This is a genomic window from Streptococcus sp. Marseille-Q4154 (genome assembly GCF_916700545.1).
In the GTDB taxonomy this organism is placed as follows: domain Bacteria; phylum Bacillota; class Bacilli; order Lactobacillales; family Streptococcaceae; genus Streptococcus; species Streptococcus infantis_I.
Genome location: NZ_CAKAKN010000003.1, coordinates 104,459 through 120,574 on the forward strand (window position 1 = coordinate 104,459; position 16,116 = coordinate 120,574).

21 protein-coding genes are annotated in these 16,116 nt (G+C 39.0%); all 21 read left to right on the plus strand.

Annotation, left to right across the window (positions count from 1 at the left end; all coding sequences use genetic code 11):
• Nucleotides 1-13 precede the first annotated feature (13 nt).
• Nucleotides 14-196: a 50S ribosomal protein L30 gene (rpmD, locus tag LG369_RS08070; RefSeq protein ID WP_000057241.1), complete on the plus strand. Its 183-nt coding sequence runs from the start codon at nucleotides 14-16 to the stop codon at nucleotides 194-196.
• A gap of 145 nt (nucleotides 197-341) precedes the next feature.
• A complete protein-coding gene (rplO, locus tag LG369_RS08075) occupies nucleotides 342-782 on the plus strand; it encodes a 50S ribosomal protein L15 (RefSeq protein WP_006154715.1) in 441 nt (146 codons plus the stop codon).
• Nucleotides 783-794: 12 nt separating this feature from the next.
• Nucleotides 795-2,105 (plus strand): preprotein translocase subunit SecY, encoded by a 1,311-nt coding sequence (gene secY, locus LG369_RS08080; RefSeq protein WP_004251112.1) that lies wholly within the window; start codon nucleotides 795-797, stop codon nucleotides 2,103-2,105.
• A 155-nt stretch (nucleotides 2,106-2,260) separates the two neighbouring features.
• Entirely contained in the window at nucleotides 2,261-2,899 is a 639-nt protein-coding gene (locus LG369_RS08085) for an adenylate kinase (RefSeq protein ID WP_004251114.1), read from the plus strand.
• Nucleotides 2,900-3,016: 117 nt separating this feature from the next.
• On the plus strand, nucleotides 3,017-3,235 hold the full coding sequence (gene infA / locus LG369_RS08090; RefSeq protein WP_001029883.1) for a translation initiation factor IF-1: 219 nt from the start codon (nucleotides 3,017-3,019) through the stop codon (nucleotides 3,233-3,235).
• Between the two features lie 24 nt (nucleotides 3,236-3,259).
• Nucleotides 3,260-3,376, plus strand: coding sequence for a 50S ribosomal protein L36 (gene rpmJ / locus LG369_RS08095; RefSeq protein WP_001808836.1), 117 nt, complete (start codon nucleotides 3,260-3,262; stop codon nucleotides 3,374-3,376).
• A gap of 17 nt (nucleotides 3,377-3,393) precedes the next feature.
• Entirely contained in the window at nucleotides 3,394-3,759 is a 366-nt protein-coding gene (gene rpsM, locus LG369_RS08100; protein ID WP_004251117.1) for a 30S ribosomal protein S13, read from the plus strand.
• A 17-nt stretch (nucleotides 3,760-3,776) separates the two neighbouring features.
• A complete protein-coding gene (gene rpsK, locus LG369_RS08105) occupies nucleotides 3,777-4,160 on the plus strand; it encodes a 30S ribosomal protein S11 (protein ID WP_001118385.1) in 384 nt (127 codons plus the stop codon).
• A gap of 43 nt (nucleotides 4,161-4,203) precedes the next feature.
• Nucleotides 4,204-5,139, plus strand: a complete 936-nt coding sequence (locus tag LG369_RS08110) for a DNA-directed RNA polymerase subunit alpha (protein WP_004251121.1) — start codon at nucleotides 4,204-4,206, stop codon at nucleotides 5,137-5,139.
• A gap of 11 nt (nucleotides 5,140-5,150) precedes the next feature.
• Nucleotides 5,151-5,537, plus strand: a complete 387-nt coding sequence (gene rplQ, locus LG369_RS08115) for a 50S ribosomal protein L17 (protein ID WP_000331493.1) — start codon at nucleotides 5,151-5,153, stop codon at nucleotides 5,535-5,537.
• Between the two features lie 262 nt (nucleotides 5,538-5,799).
• Nucleotides 5,800-6,066 (plus strand): ACT domain-containing protein, encoded by a 267-nt coding sequence (locus LG369_RS08120; RefSeq protein ID WP_006149010.1) that lies wholly within the window; start codon nucleotides 5,800-5,802, stop codon nucleotides 6,064-6,066.
• 9 nt (nucleotides 6,067-6,075) lie between these two features.
• Nucleotides 6,076-7,413 carry a PFL family protein gene (locus LG369_RS08125; protein ID WP_049494408.1) on the plus strand — a complete coding sequence of 446 codons (1,338 nt, stop codon included), beginning with the start codon at nucleotides 6,076-6,078 and terminating at the stop codon, nucleotides 7,411-7,413.
• 310 nt (nucleotides 7,414-7,723) lie between these two features.
• Nucleotides 7,724-8,095 (plus strand): ribonuclease P protein component, encoded by a 372-nt coding sequence (gene rnpA / locus LG369_RS08130; RefSeq protein WP_025169334.1) that lies wholly within the window; start codon nucleotides 7,724-7,726, stop codon nucleotides 8,093-8,095.
• Nucleotides 8,070-8,885, plus strand: coding sequence for a YidC/Oxa1 family membrane protein insertase (locus LG369_RS08135; RefSeq protein ID WP_053092418.1), 816 nt, complete (start codon nucleotides 8,070-8,072; stop codon nucleotides 8,883-8,885). The genes rnpA and LG369_RS08135 overlap by 26 nt, the downstream gene beginning before the upstream one ends.
• Nucleotides 8,886-8,899: 14 nt before the next feature.
• Nucleotides 8,900-9,856, plus strand: a complete 957-nt coding sequence (jag, locus tag LG369_RS08140; RefSeq protein WP_074324785.1) for an RNA-binding cell elongation regulator Jag/EloR — start codon at nucleotides 8,900-8,902, stop codon at nucleotides 9,854-9,856.
• A gap of 53 nt (nucleotides 9,857-9,909) precedes the next feature.
• Nucleotides 9,910-10,530 (plus strand): ribonuclease P, encoded by a 621-nt coding sequence (locus tag LG369_RS08145; RefSeq protein ID WP_074324786.1) that lies wholly within the window; start codon nucleotides 9,910-9,912, stop codon nucleotides 10,528-10,530.
• Between the two features lie 118 nt (nucleotides 10,531-10,648).
• Nucleotides 10,649-12,625: a transketolase gene (gene tkt / locus LG369_RS08150; protein ID WP_004251135.1), complete on the plus strand. Its 1,977-nt coding sequence runs from the start codon at nucleotides 10,649-10,651 to the stop codon at nucleotides 12,623-12,625.
• Nucleotides 12,626-12,740: 115 nt separating this feature from the next.
• On the plus strand, nucleotides 12,741-13,061 hold the full coding sequence (gene yajC, locus LG369_RS08155) for a preprotein translocase subunit YajC (RefSeq protein WP_004251136.1): 321 nt from the start codon (nucleotides 12,741-12,743) through the stop codon (nucleotides 13,059-13,061).
• 48 nt (nucleotides 13,062-13,109) lie between these two features.
• Nucleotides 13,110-13,547 (plus strand): low molecular weight protein-tyrosine-phosphatase, encoded by a 438-nt coding sequence (locus LG369_RS08160; RefSeq protein WP_006149001.1) that lies wholly within the window; start codon nucleotides 13,110-13,112, stop codon nucleotides 13,545-13,547.
• The gene (locus tag LG369_RS08165) at nucleotides 13,540-13,953 is read left to right on the plus strand and encodes an MORN repeat-containing protein (RefSeq protein WP_024056349.1); all 414 of its coding nucleotides are present in this window, start codon (nucleotides 13,540-13,542) and stop codon (nucleotides 13,951-13,953) included. The genes LG369_RS08160 and LG369_RS08165 overlap by 8 nt, the downstream gene beginning before the upstream one ends.
• 299 nt (nucleotides 13,954-14,252) lie before the next feature.
• Nucleotides 14,253-16,116, plus strand: a 1,864-nt coding sequence (gene adhE / locus LG369_RS08170; RefSeq protein ID WP_225750771.1) for a bifunctional acetaldehyde-CoA/alcohol dehydrogenase, incomplete at its 3' end; no start/stop codon positions are given.

A 16,116-nucleotide genomic window follows, 5' to 3' on the forward strand; every position in this document is an offset into this window, starting at 1 on the left:
GAAAGGGGATAAAATGGCTCAAATTAAAATTACTTTGACTAAGTCTCCAATCGGACGCATTCCATCACAACGTAAAACTGTTGTAGCACTTGGACTTGGCAAATTGAACAGCTCTGTTATTAAAGAAGATAATGCTGCTATCCGTGGTATGATCACTGCAGTATCTCACTTGGTAACAGTTGAAGAAGTAAACTAATAAAATTTTAGGGGATGTGCATAAGACCATCCCCTAAAACTAGATATAGTCATCTTAGATGACTCAGTATAGGCGAGTTGATAGGAGAGACAACCTTTTCTCTCTTATCGGCGCTAGCATTTTACAAAAGAGGAGAAAATATATAATGAAACTTCATGAATTGAAACCTGCAGAAGGTTCTCGTAAAACTCGTAACCGTGTTGGTCGTGGTACTTCATCAGGTAACGGCAAAACATCTGGTCGTGGTCAAAAAGGTCAAAAAGCTCGTAGCGGTGGCGGAGTACGCCTTGGTTTCGAAGGTGGACAAACTCCATTGTTCCGTCGTCTTCCAAAACGTGGATTTACTAACATCAACGCTAAAGAATATGCGATTGTTAACCTTGACCAATTGAACGCCTTTGATGATGGTGCTGAAGTAACTCCAGTGGTACTTGTAGAATCAGGAATTGTTAAAGCTGAAAAATCAGGTATCAAGATTCTTGGTAACGGTGAGTTGACTAAGAAGTTGACTGTTAAAGCTGCTAAATTCTCTAAATCAGCTGAAGAAGCTATCACTGCTAAAGGTGGTTCAGTTGAAGTCATCTAAGTGAGGTGACCTATGTTTTTTAAATTATTGAGAGAAGCACTCAAAGTTAAGCAAGTTCGATCAAAGATTTTATTTACAATTTTTATCGTATTTGTTTTTCGTATCGGTACTAGTATTACTGTACCGTGGGTAAATGCAAATAGCTTGAACGCTTTGAGTGGACTATCCTTCTTGAATATGTTGAGCTTGGTGTCAGGGAATGCCATGAAAAACTTTTCAGTTTTTGCTCTTGGAGTTAGCCCTTACATTACAGCCTCAATCGTCGTCCAACTTTTGCAAATGGATTTATTACCAAAGTTTGTGGAGTGGGGCAAACAAGGGGAAGTTGGCCGTAGAAAGTTAAACCAAGCGACTCGATACATTGCACTAGTGCTTGCATTTGTTCAATCAGTCGGTATTACTGCTGGATTTAACGCTCTGTCTGGAGCTAAACTTTTGACTGTACCACTTACACCACAAGTTTTCCTTGTGATTGGAGGGATCTTAACAGCAGGTAGCATGATTGTAACCTGGCTGGGAGAGCAAATCACAGATAAGGGATATGGTAATGGTGTTTCAATGATTATCTTTGCAGGGATTGTTGCTTCAATTCCTGACATGGTTAAGGGCATCTACGTGGACTACTTTGTCAATGTACCAAGTAGTCGATTGACATCGTCTCTCATTTTCGTTGCCATCTTAATCATTGCTGTTTTGTTAATTGTATACTTTACAACTTACGTTGAACAAGCTAAATACAAGATTCCAATTCAGTATACAAAGGTAGCTCAAGGTGCGCCGTCAAGCTCCTATCTTCCATTGAAGATTAACCCTGCTGGGGTTATCCCGGTTATCTTTGCTAGCTCTATTACAGCAGCACCGGCAGCAATTTTACAATTCGTAAGTGCGTCTGGCCTTAATTGGGAATGGGTAAAAACAGCTCAAGAGTTGGTATCTACTTCAACCCCAACAGGTGTTGCTTTGTATGCTCTGTTGATTATTCTCTTTACATTCTTCTATACATTTGTACAGATCAATCCAGAGAAAGCAGCAGAAAATTTACAAAAGAGTGGAGCTTATATCCATGGTGTCCGTCCTGGTAAAGGGACAGAAGAATATATGTCAAAACTTCTTCGTCGTCTCGCAACAGTCGGATCAATCTTCCTAGGTGTGATTTCTATCTTACCTATTGTAGCTAAAGATTTATTTGGTCTTTCAGAAGTTGTCGCTTTTGGGGGAACAAGTTTGCTAATCATTATCTCTACAGGTATCGAAGGAATTAAACAATTGGAAGGTTATCTATTGAAACGTAAGTATGTTGGTTTCTTAGATACAACAGAATAATTGTAATAGAAAATAAAATTCACTATTGCTCAGAGAGTGGAGTGTAAAAATCAAAGACATTGTCAGATTTTTATCTCCTCTCTTCTATTTTGTATTTAAATAGGAGTTGAAATGAATTTTTGCTTCTATTTAAATACAAAAAAGGAGTTTGAATCATGAATCTTTTGATTATGGGTTTACCTGGTGCAGGTAAAGGGACACAAGCAGCGAAAATTGTTGAACAGTTTCACGTTGCCCACATCTCAACAGGTGACATGTTCCGTGCAGCAATGGCTAACCAAACTGAAATGGGTGTATTAGCTAAGTCTTATATCGATAAAGGCGAATTGGTTCCAGATGAAGTTACAAATGGAATTGTTAAAGAACGTCTTTCTCAAGATGATATTAAAGAAACTGGTTTCTTGTTGGATGGATACCCACGTACAATTGAGCAAGCTCATGCCTTAGATAAAACATTGGCTGAACTTGGAATTAAACTTGAAGGTGTTATCAACATCGAAGTAGATCCATCTTGCCTACTTGAACGTTTGAGTGGTCGTATCATTCACCGTGAAACTGGCGAAACTTTCCATAAAGTATTCAACCCACCAGTTGATTACAAAGAGGAAGATTACTACCAACGTGAGGATGATAAACCTGAGACAGTAAAACGTCGTTTGGATGTCAATATCGCTCAAGGTGAACCAATCATTGCTCACTATCGTGCTAAAGGTCTAGTACATGATATCGAAGGCAACCAAGATATCAATGATGTCTTTAAAGATATCGAAAAGGTATTGACAAATTTGAAATAAAAGCGTTTTTCAGGCTTGCAAAATGTCTTGACAAATGTTATACTGAGTTAGTCTGACTTATAATTGTTGTCTCTGTGTCTAGAGGCATCAAATCGAAATTTAGGGAGGTACTTTTGCGTGGCAAAAGACGATGTGATTGAAGTTGAAGGCAAAGTAGTCGATACGATGCCGAATGCAATGTTTACGGTTGAACTTGAAAATGGACATCAGATTTTAGCAACAGTTTCTGGTAAAATTCGTAAAAACTATATTCGTATTTTAGCGGGAGATCGTGTTACTGTTGAAATGAGTCCATATGACTTGACACGTGGACGTATCACTTACCGCTTTAAATAATCGAAAAACTTGGAGGGATAAGAAATGAAAGTAAGACCATCGGTCAAACCAATTTGCGAATACTGTAAAGTAATTCGTCGTAATGGTCGTGTTATGGTAATTTGCCCAGCAAATCCAAAACACAAACAACGTCAAGGATAAGATAGAAAGGAGAAAACATGGCTCGTATTGCTGGAGTTGATATTCCAAATGACAAACGCGTAGTTATCTCATTGACTTATGTCTATGGTATCGGACTTGCAACATCTCAAAAGATTTTGGCAGCTGCTGGAGTTTCAGAAGATATTCGTGTTCGTGACCTTACATCAGATCAAGAAGATGCTATCCGTCGTGAAGTGGATGCAATTAAAGTTGAAGGTGACCTTCGTCGTGAAGTGAACTTGAACATCAAACGTTTGATGGAAATCGGTTCATACCGTGGTATCCGTCACCGTCGTGGACTTCCTGTCCGTGGACAAAATACTAAAAACAACGCTCGCACTCGTAAAGGTAAAGCTGTTGCGATTGCTGGTAAGAAAAAATAATATAGGAGGTAAAAGTCTTGGCTAAACCAACACGTAAACGTCGTGTGAAAAAGAATATCGAATCTGGTATTGCTCATATTCACGCTACATTTAATAACACTATTGTTATGATTACTGATGTGCATGGTAATGCAATCGCTTGGTCATCAGCTGGTGCTCTTGGTTTCAAAGGTTCTCGTAAATCTACACCATTTGCTGCTCAAATGGCTTCAGAAGCTGCTGCTAAATCTGCACAAGAACACGGTCTTAAATCAGTTGAAGTTACTGTAAAAGGTCCAGGTTCTGGTCGTGAGTCAGCTATTCGTGCTCTTGCTGCCGCTGGTCTTGAAGTAACAGCAATTCGTGATGTGACTCCAGTGCCACACAATGGTGCTCGTCCTCCAAAACGTCGCCGTGTATAATCATTACCTTTACACTGCTTTTCGTTTAAGAGGGAGTAACTAAATGATCGAGTTTGAAAAACCAAATATAACAAAAATTGATGAAAATAAAGATTATGGCAAGTTTGTAATCGAACCACTAGAACGTGGATACGGTACAACACTTGGTAACTCTCTTCGTCGTGTACTTCTTGCTTCTCTTCCAGGAGCAGCTGTTACATCTATCGATATCGATGGAGTATTACATGAATTTGATACAATTCCTGGTGTTCGCGAAGACGTGATGCAAATCATTCTGAACATTAAAGGTATTGCAGTTAAATCATATGTAAAAGACGAAAAGACTATTGAACTTGATGTTGAAGGTCCTGCTGAAGTGACAGCCGGAGATATTTTAACTGATAGTGATATTGAAATCGTAAATCCAGATCATTATCTTTTTACAATCGGAGAAGGTGCTTCATTTAAAGCAACTATGACTGTAAACACTGGTCGTGGTTATGTACCTGCAGATGAAAATAAAAAAGATAATGCCCCAGTTGGAACACTTGCTGTAGATTCTATTTATACACCAGTTACAAAAGTTAACTATCAAGTTGAACCTGCTCGTGTAGGAAGCAATGATGGTTTCGACAAATTAACCCTTGAAATCTTGACAAATGGAACGATTATTCCAGAAGATGCTTTAGGGCTTTCAGCACGTATTTTGACAGAACATCTTGATTTGTTTACAAATCTTACAGAGATTGCTAAATCTGCAGAAGTGATGAAAGAAGCTGATACTGAATCGGACGACCGTATTTTGGAACGTACGATTGAGGAACTTGACTTGTCTGTACGCTCATATAACTGTTTGAAACGTGCTGGTATCAATACTGTGCATGATTTGACAGAAAAATCTGAAGCAGAGATGATGAAAGTAAGAAATCTTGGACGCAAGAGTTTGGAAGAAGTGAAACTCAAACTCATTGATTTGGGTCTTGGATTAAAAGATAAATAAAGGAGGAATACATGGCTTACCGTAAACTAGGACGCACTAGCTCACAACGTAAAGCAATGCTTCGCGATTTGACAACTGACCTTTTGATCAACGAATCAATCGTGACAACTGAAGCTCGTGCTAAAGAAATCCGTAAAACTGTTGAAAAAATGATTACTCTAGGTAAACGTGGTGATTTGCATGCACGTCGTCAAGCTGCTGCTTTCGTACGTAATGAAATCGCATCTGAAAACTATGATGAAGCAACTGATAAGTACACTTCTACTACAGCACTTCAAAAATTGTTCTCAGAAATCGCACCTCGTTACGCAGAACGTAACGGTGGATACACTCGTATCCTTAAAACTGAACCACGTCGTGGTGATGCAGCGCCAATGGCGATCATCGAATTAGTATAAAATCATCAATTTTGTTGAGTGTTATGATGATGGAGCCCTGTGCTCTTAGTCTAGCTCTGGTCTACCGCTAGGACTTTTGTCCTAGCGGGAACACTCATCATAAGATGGTAGGGTAGACGCTTGTTTACGAAATTGTTTTTCTTTTAAGAACAATTTCGTAAGCAGGCGTTTTTTAGTTTTTTTGAAGTAAATGTGCTATACTGAGAAAAAAGAAAAATATAGATATGGTTATTTTCTATGATTTCAAAGATGGAGGACCAATATGAAAGCTATTATAACTGTTGTTGGAAAAGATAAGGGTGGTATTGTTGCAGGTGTTGCGACTAAGATTGCTGAATTAGGATTAAATATTGATGATATTTCACAAACTGTCTTGGATGAGTTTTTTACCATGATGGCTGTAGTATCCAGTGATGAAAAACATGATTTTACTCAACTAAGAAATGAGTTTGAAGCCTTTGGCCAGACATTGAATGTCAAAATCAATATTCAGAGCGCAGCTATTTTCGATGCTATGTACAATATCTAGGAGGTGCTTATGGATATTAGACAAGTTACCGAAACTATTGCAATGATTGAAGAGCAGAATTTTGATATTCGTACCATTACCATGGGAATTTCTCTTCTTGATTGTATTGATCCAGATATTGATAAGGCTGCAGATAAAATATATGAAAAAGTTACGACTAAGGCGGCGAATTTAGTGGCAGTCGGTGATGAAATTGCTGCTGAGTTAGGTATACCTATTGTCAATAAACGTGTATCAGTAACACCGATTTCTCTAATTGGTGCGGCTACAAATGCAAGGGACTATGTACCATTAGCCAAAGCTTTAGATAGAGCAGCAAAAGAAATTGGCGTAGATTTTATTGGTGGTTTTTCTGCTTTGGTACAGAAAGGCTATCAAAAAGGAGATGAAATACTCATCAATTCGATTCCACGTGCTTTAGCTGAAACTGATAAAGTTTGCTCTTCAGTAAATATTGGTTCAACAAAGTCAGGAATCAACATGACTGCTGTAGCTGATATGGGTCGAATTATCAAGGAGACAGCTGAGCTTTCAGATATGGGTGCTGCAAAACTTGTCGTTTTTGCCAATGCAGTTGAAGACAATCCTTTTATGGCCGGAGCCTTTCATGGTGTTGGTGAAGCTGATGTTATTATCAATGTAGGTGTTTCGGGGCCCGGTGTTGTCAAACGTGCTTTAGAAAAAGTTCGCGGTCAAAGCTTTGATGTAGTTGCTGAAACTGTTAAAAAGACAGCCTTCAAGATTACTCGGATTGGTCAATTAGTTGGCCAGATGGCTAGTGAAAGACTAGGTGTTGATTTTGGGATTGTTGATTTGAGTTTAGCACCTACTCCTGCAGTGGGGGATTCAGTAGCTCGGGTCCTGGAAGAAATGGGACTGGAAACAGTTGGGACTCATGGGACGACTGCAGCTTTAGCTCTTTTAAATGACCAAGTAAAAAAAGGCGGAGTAATGGCTTGCAACCAAGTCGGTGGTCTGTCAGGTGCTTTCATCCCAGTTTCAGAAGATGAGGGTATGATAGCAGCAGTGCAAAATGGTTCCCTAAATCTTGAGAAATTAGAAGCCATGACTGCTATCTGTTCAGTTGGATTGGATATGATTGCCATTCCAGCTGATACCCCGGCAGAAACGATTGCGGCTATGATTGCGGATGAGGCAGCAATTGGTGTTATTAATATGAAAACCACAGCTGTCCGTATCATTCCAAAGGGTAAAGAAGGCGATATGATTGAGTTTGGTGGCTTGTTAGGAACTGCCCCAGTTATGAAAGTCAATGGAGCTTCTTCGGCTGATTTCATCGCTCGTGGAGGACAGATTCCAGCTCCAATTCATAGTTTTAAAAATTAATAAAAAAATAAAATGATTTAAGTTCAATTTAAGGATAGGTGTGTATACTCTAATCATTAAATAAAGACCTCCTAACTTTATTTAATAGAAATCCTAAACTTTTTCATAATAATCTCCTACAAAAGTCGCTCGTAAGAGTGGCTTTTGTTTTGTATTCTTTAAAAAACTAGTAAAATTTCATTGATTCTGGTCAAATTTTTTAAGAATGGCGACTTTTTTCGAAGTCAAACCAGTCTAAAACCTTGCCATGATTGGCTTTTTGAAAAATTATGGTATAATAGTAGTAGTTTTATTAGATGGAGTAGAATTTTTGAGAAAAAGCTTTCGTGTAAAAAAAGAGAAAGATTTCGACGCCATATTTAAAAAGGGAGCAAGTGTAGCTAATCGAAAATTTGTTATTTATCGATTAGAAAACAATGAAACACATTTTCGAGTAGGTTTATCAGTCAGTAAAAAATTAGGAAATGCTGTGACAAGAAACCAAATCAAGAGAAGAATCCGGCATGTTCTCATTCAAAATAGTAATCAACTTGTTGATAATGTTGATTTTGTTGTGATTGCTCGAAAAGGCGTTGAACTATTAGAATATGCAGAAATTGAAAAAAACTTACTTCATGTTTTGAGATTAGCGAAGATTTACCAGGAAGGAAATAAGAGTGAAGAAGAAATTACAATTGACTAGTTTGTTAGGTTTGTCCTTGTTGGTAATGACTGCTTGTGCAACTAGTGAAGTGTCTGCAGATTCTGCAGACTTTTGGAGTAAACTTGTTTATTTTTTTGCTGAAATTATTCGATTTTTGTCATTTGATGTCAGCATTGGTTTAGGGATTATTCTGTTCACAGTCTTGATTAGAACAATACTGTTACCAGTCTTTCAAACACAAATGGTGGCTTCCAGAAAAATGCAAGAGGCGCAACCTCTTATCAAAGAATTGCGCGAACGTTATCCAGGTCGCGACATGGAAAGTCGTACTAAGCTAGATCAGGAAACACGTAAATTATTTAAAGAATTAGGCATTAAGCAATCCGCATCCTTCTGGCCACTTTTGATTCAAATGCCAATTCTATTGGCTCTTTTCCAAGCTTTATCAAACGTAGATTTTTTGAAGACAGGCCACTTTTTATGGTTCAATCTAGGTGGAGCTGATACCACTTTCGTACTACCTATTTTAGCTGCCCTATTCACCTTCCTCAGTAGCTGGCTTTCAAATAAAGCTTTGCCTGAGAAAAATGGTGCAATGACAGGTATGATGTATGGGATGCCTGTTATAATCTTCTTTTTTGCAATATCTGCTCCAAGTGGTGTCGCTCTTTACTGGGCGGTTTCAAATGCTTATCAAGTATTGCAAACTTACCTTTTGAACAACCCCTTCAAAATCATTGCAGAGCGTGAAGCAGATGTGCAAGCTAAGAAGGATTTAGAAGTTAAGAAAAGAAAAGCTCAAAAGAAAGCACAGAAAAAGAAAAAGTAAGGAGAAATCTGATAATGGTATTATTTACAGGTTCAACAGTTGAAGAAGCAATCCAAAAGGGATTGAATGAATTAAATATTCCGAGAATGAAAGCTCATATCAAAGTTGTTTCGAGAGAAAAAAAGGGATTTTTTGGACTTTTTGGTACAAAACCAGCTCAAGTTGATATCGAAGCAATCAGTGAAACAACTGTTGTAAAAGCAAATCAGCAGGCGATCAAAGGTGTTCCAAAAGAAATTAATGATCAAAATGATCCAGTTAAAACAGTCAGTGAAGCAACCGTTGATTTGGGACATGTAGTTGCTGCTATCAAGAAAATTGAAGAAGAAGGCCAAGAAATTTCTGAAGAAGTCAAGGCTGAAATTCTTAAGAATGATAAAGAAGCCAGCACGATTTTAGAAGAAACAGGCCATATTGAAGTTTTAAAAGAATTGCAACCTGAAGAAACTCAAGATGAAGTTGAGCCTGAAAAAGGCAGCGACTTAGAAAATCTTGGTTTGAAAGTCGAGCCAACATACGACACCGAAAAGGTTGTTGAAGAAGTAACCAATTATGTTCAAGCAATCATCGATGATATGGATGTTGAGGGAACTATTTCTAGCACCTCTAACCGTCGCTCTATCAACATGCAAATTGATACAAATGAGCCAGGCCGTATCATTGGTTACCATGGTAAGGTTTTGAAATCCCTTCAACTTTTGGCACAAAATTACCTCTACAATCGTTATTCAAAAACTTTCTACATTACTATCAACGTGAATGATTATGTAGAACATCGTGCAGAAGTGTTACAGAGTTATGCTCAAAAATTAGCTACACGTGTCTTGGAAGAAGGCCGTAGTCAGATGACAGATCCAATGTCAAGCAGCGAGCGCAAAATTATCCATCGTATCATCTCACGAATGGAAGGTGTTACTAGCTACTCTGAAGGTGACGAACCAAATCGTTACGTTGTAGTTGACACAGAATAAAAAATGAAAAATCAGGGGAAACCTGATTTTTTTCTAACTAAAGAAGGAATAAAATGAAAGAAATCAAGGACTATCTTGCTTATCAAGGGGAACAGTACCGGAATCCTGAAAAAGCAGGAGCTGAAAAGGATAAAATGCTAGACCTGCGTCAAAAAGGGCAGGAAGCGCGAAAGGCATTTACTCACCTAGCGGAATGTTTTCAAGCTAGGCATTCCGATTGGAATTTACACCCCACCAGTCAATGGATGAATCAAGCGCAGAGATTACGACCACATTTCTGGGTTTATATACAGAGAGAGGGGTATGTAACAGAGCCCATGATGGCTCTTCGTTTGTATGGAAATCAGAATAATTGGGGAATCTCTATAGAAGTCAGCTTTGTAGAGAGAAAGAAAGATGAGACCACCTTGTCAAAACAGGCTAAAATATTGGATGTCCCAGTGGTTGATAGAATCTATTATTGGGTTCAGAAAAACGATGAAAGCTATAGAGTACAAGCTACTGAGGAGAATAGACAACTTTTAAGACAACAATTATCCAATCAGGAGATTCGTAAGGTTTTAGTAAAAGTTGATATTCCAGTAGCTGATGAAGATACTATAGATAAAGTTCTAGATAAACTTGATAGAGGTTTTGAAAAACTATCACCTTACTATCAAGTGACTAGAGATTAGTATAATCGGCTGAGTCATTTTATAGTAAATTGTTTTATTGCTATTCTATCTGTTTTTTCATATAATAGTAGAATAGGATATGTGATAAACTTATCACCTTAAATAGAAAGGAAATTCTATGTCAAATCTATCTGTTAATGCTATTCGTTTCTTAGGTATTGACGCTATTAATAAAGCTAATTCAGGTCACCCAGGGGTGGTTATGGGTGCAGCTCCGATGGCTTACAGCCTTTTCACTAAAGAACTTCGTATCAATCCAGCTCAACCAAACTGGATCAACCGCGACCGTTTTATTCTTTCAGCGGGTCACGGATCAATGCTTCTCTATGCCCTTCTTCACCTTTCTGGATTTGAAGATGTGAGCATGGATGAAGTGAAGAGTTTCCGTCAATGGGGATCTAAAACTCCAGGTCACCCAGAATTTGGTCATACAGCAGGGGTTGATGCAACAACAGGTCCTCTAGGACAAGGGATTGCGACTGCGACAGGTTTTGCACAAGCAGAACGTTTCCTTGCAGCCAAGTATAACCGCGAAGGTTATAACATCTTTGATCACTACACATATGTTATCTGTGGAGATGGTGACTTGATGGAAGGTGTATCAAGTGAAGCTGCTTCTTATGCAGGTTTGCAGAAACTTGACAAATTGGTTGTTCTCTATGATTCAAATGATATCAACTTGGACGGTGAGACAAAAGATTCATTCACAGAGAGTGTTCGCGATCGTTACAATGCTTACGGTTGGCATACAGCCTTGGTTGGAGATGGGACAGACTTAGAAGCTATTCAAGCAGCTATTGAAGAAGCTAAGGCTTCAGGGAAACCATCTTTAATTGAAGTAAAAACTGTTATTGGTTATGGTTCGCCAAACAAACAAGGGACTAATGCCGTACACGGTGCCCCTCTTGGTACGGATGAAACTGCAGCAACACGTCAAGCACTTGGTTGGAACTATGAACCATTTGAAATCCCAGCAGAAGTTTATGCTGATTTCAAAGAAAATGTTGCGGACCGAGGTGCATCAGCATATGAAGCATGGACAAAACTAGTTGCAGATTATAAAGGAGCTTACCCAGAGCTTGCTGCAGAAGTGGAAGCAATCATCGACGGACGCGATCCAGTTGAATTGACTTCAGAAGACTTCCCAGCTTTAGAAAATGGCTTTTCTCAAGCAACTCGTAACTCAAGCCAGGATGCTTTAAATGTAGTGGCTGCTAAATTGCCAACCTTCCTTGGTGGATCAGCTGACCTTGCTCATTCAAATATGACTTACATCAAAACTGACGGACTTCAGGACGATGCAAATCGCTTGAACCGTAATATACAGTTTGGTGTCCGTGAATTTGCAATGGGTACTGTCTTGAACGGAATGGCTCTTCACGGTGGACTTCGAGTTTACGGTGGAACTTTCTTCGTATTCTCAGACTACCTTAAAGCAGCAGTTCGTTTATCAGCTCTACAAGGTCTTCCTGTAACCTATGTCTTCACCCACGATTCAATCGCAGTTGGTGAAGATGGACCAACTCATGAACCGATTGAGCACTTGGCAGGACTTCGCGCGATTCCAAACCTTAATGTTTTCCGTCCAGCAGATGCGCGTGAAACTCAAGCGGCTTGGTACCTTGCAGTGAAGAGTGAGAAAACACCAACTGCCCTTGTTTTGACTCGTCAAAACTTGACTGTTGAGGAAGGAACAGACTTTGATAAGGTTGCGAAAGGTGCTTATGTTGTCTATGAAAATGCTACAGACTTTGACACTATTTTGATTGCAACAGGTTCAGAAGTGAATCTGGCTGTTGCAGCTGCGAAGGAATTAGCAAGTCAAGGTGGAAAAGTTCGCGTAGTCAGCATGCCATCTACAGATGTATTTGATGCACAAGATGTAGCTTACAAAGAAGAAATCTTACCAAATGCAGTTCGTCGCCGTGTAGCGGTTGAAATGGGAGCGACTCAAAACTGGTACAAATACGTTGGTCTTGATGGAGCAGTTCTCGGTATTGATACCTTTGGAGCATCTGCCCCAGCTTCAAAAGTGTTGGCAGAGTATGGATTTACAGTTGAAAACCTAGTAGAACTTGTAAACAACTTGAAATAAGAAAAATCAGAGCTTTGCTCTGGTTTTTTATTGACTTAAAACTAAGGTGCAATCTTGTAAAAAATAGTGAAATTTGATATAGTAGTTTTATCTGAATTACAAAGGAGAAAATACAATGAATGCAAATTTAACATTTGTGATTATGCTTGTAGGGATGTTTGCCTTGATGTTCTTTATGCAACGTTCTCAAAAGAAACAAGCTGAAAAACGCATGGAGAGTCTCAATAAACTTCAAAAAGGCTATGAAGTCATTACTATCGGTGGTTTATACGGTACAGTTGATGAAGTTGATACCGAAAACAGAACGATTGTACTTGATGTAGACGGAGTTTACTTGACTTTTGAACTTGGAGCTATCAAATCTGTCTTGCCACTTAAAGAGGCTGTTACATCAGAAGGCACAGTTGTTGATGGTGAAAGCGCGATTGAAGAATAAAACGGGGTGGATCTCATACCCCTTTTTCTATGAAGATGGGGATTAATAATGAAGAAAGTTGTTTTTGTATGTCTTGGTAATATTTGCCGCAGTCCTATGGCAGAATTTGTTATGAAATCTTTAACCGATGATTATGAGATTGAAAGTAGAGCAACTTCTTCTTGGGAACATGGAAATCCAATTCACAAAGGAACTCAGAAAATTTTTAAAGCTCACGAGATTCCTTACGATTCATCAAAAACATCACAGCAAATTTCTAAGGGTGATTTTGAATATTTTGATTATGTCATTGGGATGGACGAGTCCAATCTTCTAGATTTGACTCGGATGTGTCCTCAAGACCAACAACACAAGCTAGAGGCATTTGCTTCTGAGGGTGTTCCTGATCCATGGTATACAGGTGATTTTGATGAAACTTACGATCGAGTTTTAACTGGTTGCCAAGCTTGGCTAACACGTTTAGAAAATGAGGCAAAAAATGGATAATTTAAAGAAATTCTATGATAAGTACAGTGTTTATATAACGCGTCCTCGTTTGGAAATTGCAACAGTAGTAGTCATAGCTCTTTGTGCTATATTTGTATTTGTAGGGAATATGCCTAAGCAAGGAGTTTTGAAACTGGATGGCGATTCACTTGTATATGATGGCAGTATTGTACGTGGAAAGATGAATGGCAAAGGCACAATGACCTTCTCAAATGGCGACACTTATACTGGTGAATTTAAAAATGGAGCATTTAACGGGAAAGGAACCTATCAAGCTAAAGAAGGCTGGGTTTATGAAGGCGACTTTGTTAATGGCCAAGCTGAAGGAAAAGGAAAACTGACTACAGAGCAAGAAGTTGTCTATGAAGGCGACTTTAAACAAGGGCTCTTCCAACAAGCACAATAACCTCCTCTTAGAGGGGGTTATATACCACACCTATAGAAAGCGCTTACATGGAAATTGAGACGCCTTTCAATGCCTTTTTACAATGAAGTTTGTGAAAAATAAAAGTTTTATGGGATTATTCACAAAGTATAAGCTAAAAAGCGTATGGGTAGGGCTGTGCAAAATTATTTTCACAAGCGAATAAAAAAAGTTTGTGAAATTTCTATGAAACTGTTTACAAATCTTGAAAAAAGAGTTATAATAAGATTGTGAAAAAATTAACAAAGGACTTACAATCCTTGAAAGCTATGGAGGAAAATATGGCTGATAAAAAAACTGTAACACCAGAGGAAAAGAAACTCGCTGCTGAAAAGCATGTCGATGGTTTGGTGCAAAAAGCTTTAGTTGCCCTTGAAGAAATGCGTAAACTTGACCAAGATCAAGTCGATTATATTGTAGCAAAAGCTTCAGTTGCAGCTCTTGATGCCCACGGAGAATTGGCTCTACATGCCTTTGAAGAAACAGGACGTGGAGTATTTGAAGATAAAGCGACTAAGAACTTATTTGCCTGTGAGCACGTAGTAAACAACATGCGCCACACTAAAACAGTTGGTGTTATTGAAGAAGACGATGTGACAGGATTGACTCTTATTGCTGAACCGGTTGGTGTTGTTTGTGGTATCACTCCAACAACAAACCCTACTTCAACAGCAATCTTTAAGGCTTTGATTTCATTGAAGACTCGTAATCCTATTGTCTTTGCATTCCACCCGTCAGCTCAAGAATCATCAGCTCACGCTGCTCAAATCGTGCGTGATGCTGCGATTAAAGCAGGTGCTCCTGAAAACTGTGTACAGTGGATTACTGAACCATCTATGGAAGCAACTAGCGCATTGATGAACCACGAAGGTGTTGCAACAATCCTTGCAACAGGTGGGAATGCCATGGTTAAAGCTGCATACTCATGTGGTAAACCAGCTCTTGGGGTAGGTGCCGGAAACGTTCCAGCTTATGTTGAAAAATCAGCTAATATTCGCCAAGCTGCACACGATATCGTAATGTCTAAATCATTTGACAACGGTATGGTCTGTGCATCTGAACAAGCGGTTATTATTGATAAAGAAATTTATGATGAATTTGTAGCAGAGTTCAAATCTTACCACACTTACTTTGTAAACAAAAAAGAAAAAGCTCTTCTTGAAGAGTTCTGCTTCGGTGTGAAAGCAAACAGCAAAAACTGTGCTGGTGCAAAATTGAACGCTGACATCGTTGGTAAACCAGCAACTTGGATAGCAGAACAAGCAGGATTTACAGTTCCAGAAGGAACAAATATTCTTGCTGCAGAATGTAAAGAAGTTGGCGAAAAAGAGCCGTTGACTCGTGAAAAATTATCACCAGTTATCGCAGTTTTGAAATCTGAAAGCCGCGAAGACGGTATTGAAAAAGCCCGTCAAATGGTTGAATTTAACGGTCTTGGGCACTCAGCAGCTATCCATACAGCTGATGAAGAATTGACTAAAGAATTTGGTAAAGCTGTTAAAGCTATTCGTGTTATCTGTAACTCACCTTCTACTTTCGGTGGTATCGGGGATGTTTATAATGCCTTCTTGCCATCATTGACACTCGGATGTGGTTCTTACGGACGTAACTCAGTTGGGGATAACGTTAGCGCCATTAACCTCTTGAATATCAAAAAAGTCGGAAGACGGAGAAATAACATGCAATGGATGAAACTTCCTTCAAAAACATACTTTGAACGTGATTCAATTCAATACCTTCAAAAATGTCGTGACGTTGAGCGTGTCATGATCGTTACTGACCACGCTATGGTAGAGCTTGGTTTCCTCGATCGTATCATCGAGCAGCTTGACCTTCGTCGCAATAAGGTTGTTTACCAAATCTTTGCAGATGTAGAACCAGATCCAGATATCACTACAGTTGAACGTGGTACTGAGATTATGCGTTCCTTCAAACCAGATACAATCATTGCTCTTGGTGGTGGATCACCAATGGACGCTGCTAAAGTAATGTGGCTCTTCTACGAGCAACCAGAAGTGGACTTCCGTGACCTTGTACAAAAATTCATGGATATCCGTAAACGTGCCTTCAAATTCCCATTGCTTGGTAAGAAGACTAAATTCATCGCTATCCCAACTACATCTGGTACAGGATCTGAAGTAACTC

Coding starts and splice junctions, on each gene's coding strand:
- rpsM (WP_004251117.1), top strand. CDS start 3,394: ATGGCTCGTATTGCTGGAGTTGATATTCCAAATGACAAACGCGTAGTT.
- LG369_RS08145 (WP_074324786.1), top strand. CDS start 9,910: ATGAAAGAAATCAAGGACTATCTTGCTTATCAAGGGGAACAGTACCGG.
- LG369_RS08110 (WP_004251121.1), top strand. CDS start 4,204: ATGATCGAGTTTGAAAAACCAAATATAACAAAAATTGATGAAAATAAA.
- rpmJ (WP_001808836.1), top strand. CDS start 3,260: ATGAAAGTAAGACCATCGGTCAAACCAATTTGCGAATACTGTAAAGTA.
- LG369_RS08165 (WP_024056349.1), top strand. CDS start 13,540: ATGGATAATTTAAAGAAATTCTATGATAAGTACAGTGTTTATATAACG.
- yajC (WP_004251136.1), top strand. CDS start 12,741: ATGAATGCAAATTTAACATTTGTGATTATGCTTGTAGGGATGTTTGCC.
- secY (WP_004251112.1), top strand. CDS start 795: ATGTTTTTTAAATTATTGAGAGAAGCACTCAAAGTTAAGCAAGTTCGA.
- LG369_RS08125 (WP_049494408.1), top strand. CDS start 6,076: ATGGATATTAGACAAGTTACCGAAACTATTGCAATGATTGAAGAGCAG.
- rplO (WP_006154715.1), top strand. CDS start 342: ATGAAACTTCATGAATTGAAACCTGCAGAAGGTTCTCGTAAAACTCGT.
- LG369_RS08120 (WP_006149010.1), top strand. CDS start 5,800: ATGAAAGCTATTATAACTGTTGTTGGAAAAGATAAGGGTGGTATTGTT.
- tkt (WP_004251135.1), top strand. CDS start 10,649: ATGTCAAATCTATCTGTTAATGCTATTCGTTTCTTAGGTATTGACGCT.
- rpmD (WP_000057241.1), top strand. CDS start 14: ATGGCTCAAATTAAAATTACTTTGACTAAGTCTCCAATCGGACGCATT.
- LG369_RS08085 (WP_004251114.1), top strand. CDS start 2,261: ATGAATCTTTTGATTATGGGTTTACCTGGTGCAGGTAAAGGGACACAA.
- jag (WP_074324785.1), top strand. CDS start 8,900: ATGGTATTATTTACAGGTTCAACAGTTGAAGAAGCAATCCAAAAGGGA.
- rplQ (WP_000331493.1), top strand. CDS start 5,151: ATGGCTTACCGTAAACTAGGACGCACTAGCTCACAACGTAAAGCAATG.
- LG369_RS08160 (WP_006149001.1), top strand. CDS start 13,110: ATGAAGAAAGTTGTTTTTGTATGTCTTGGTAATATTTGCCGCAGTCCT.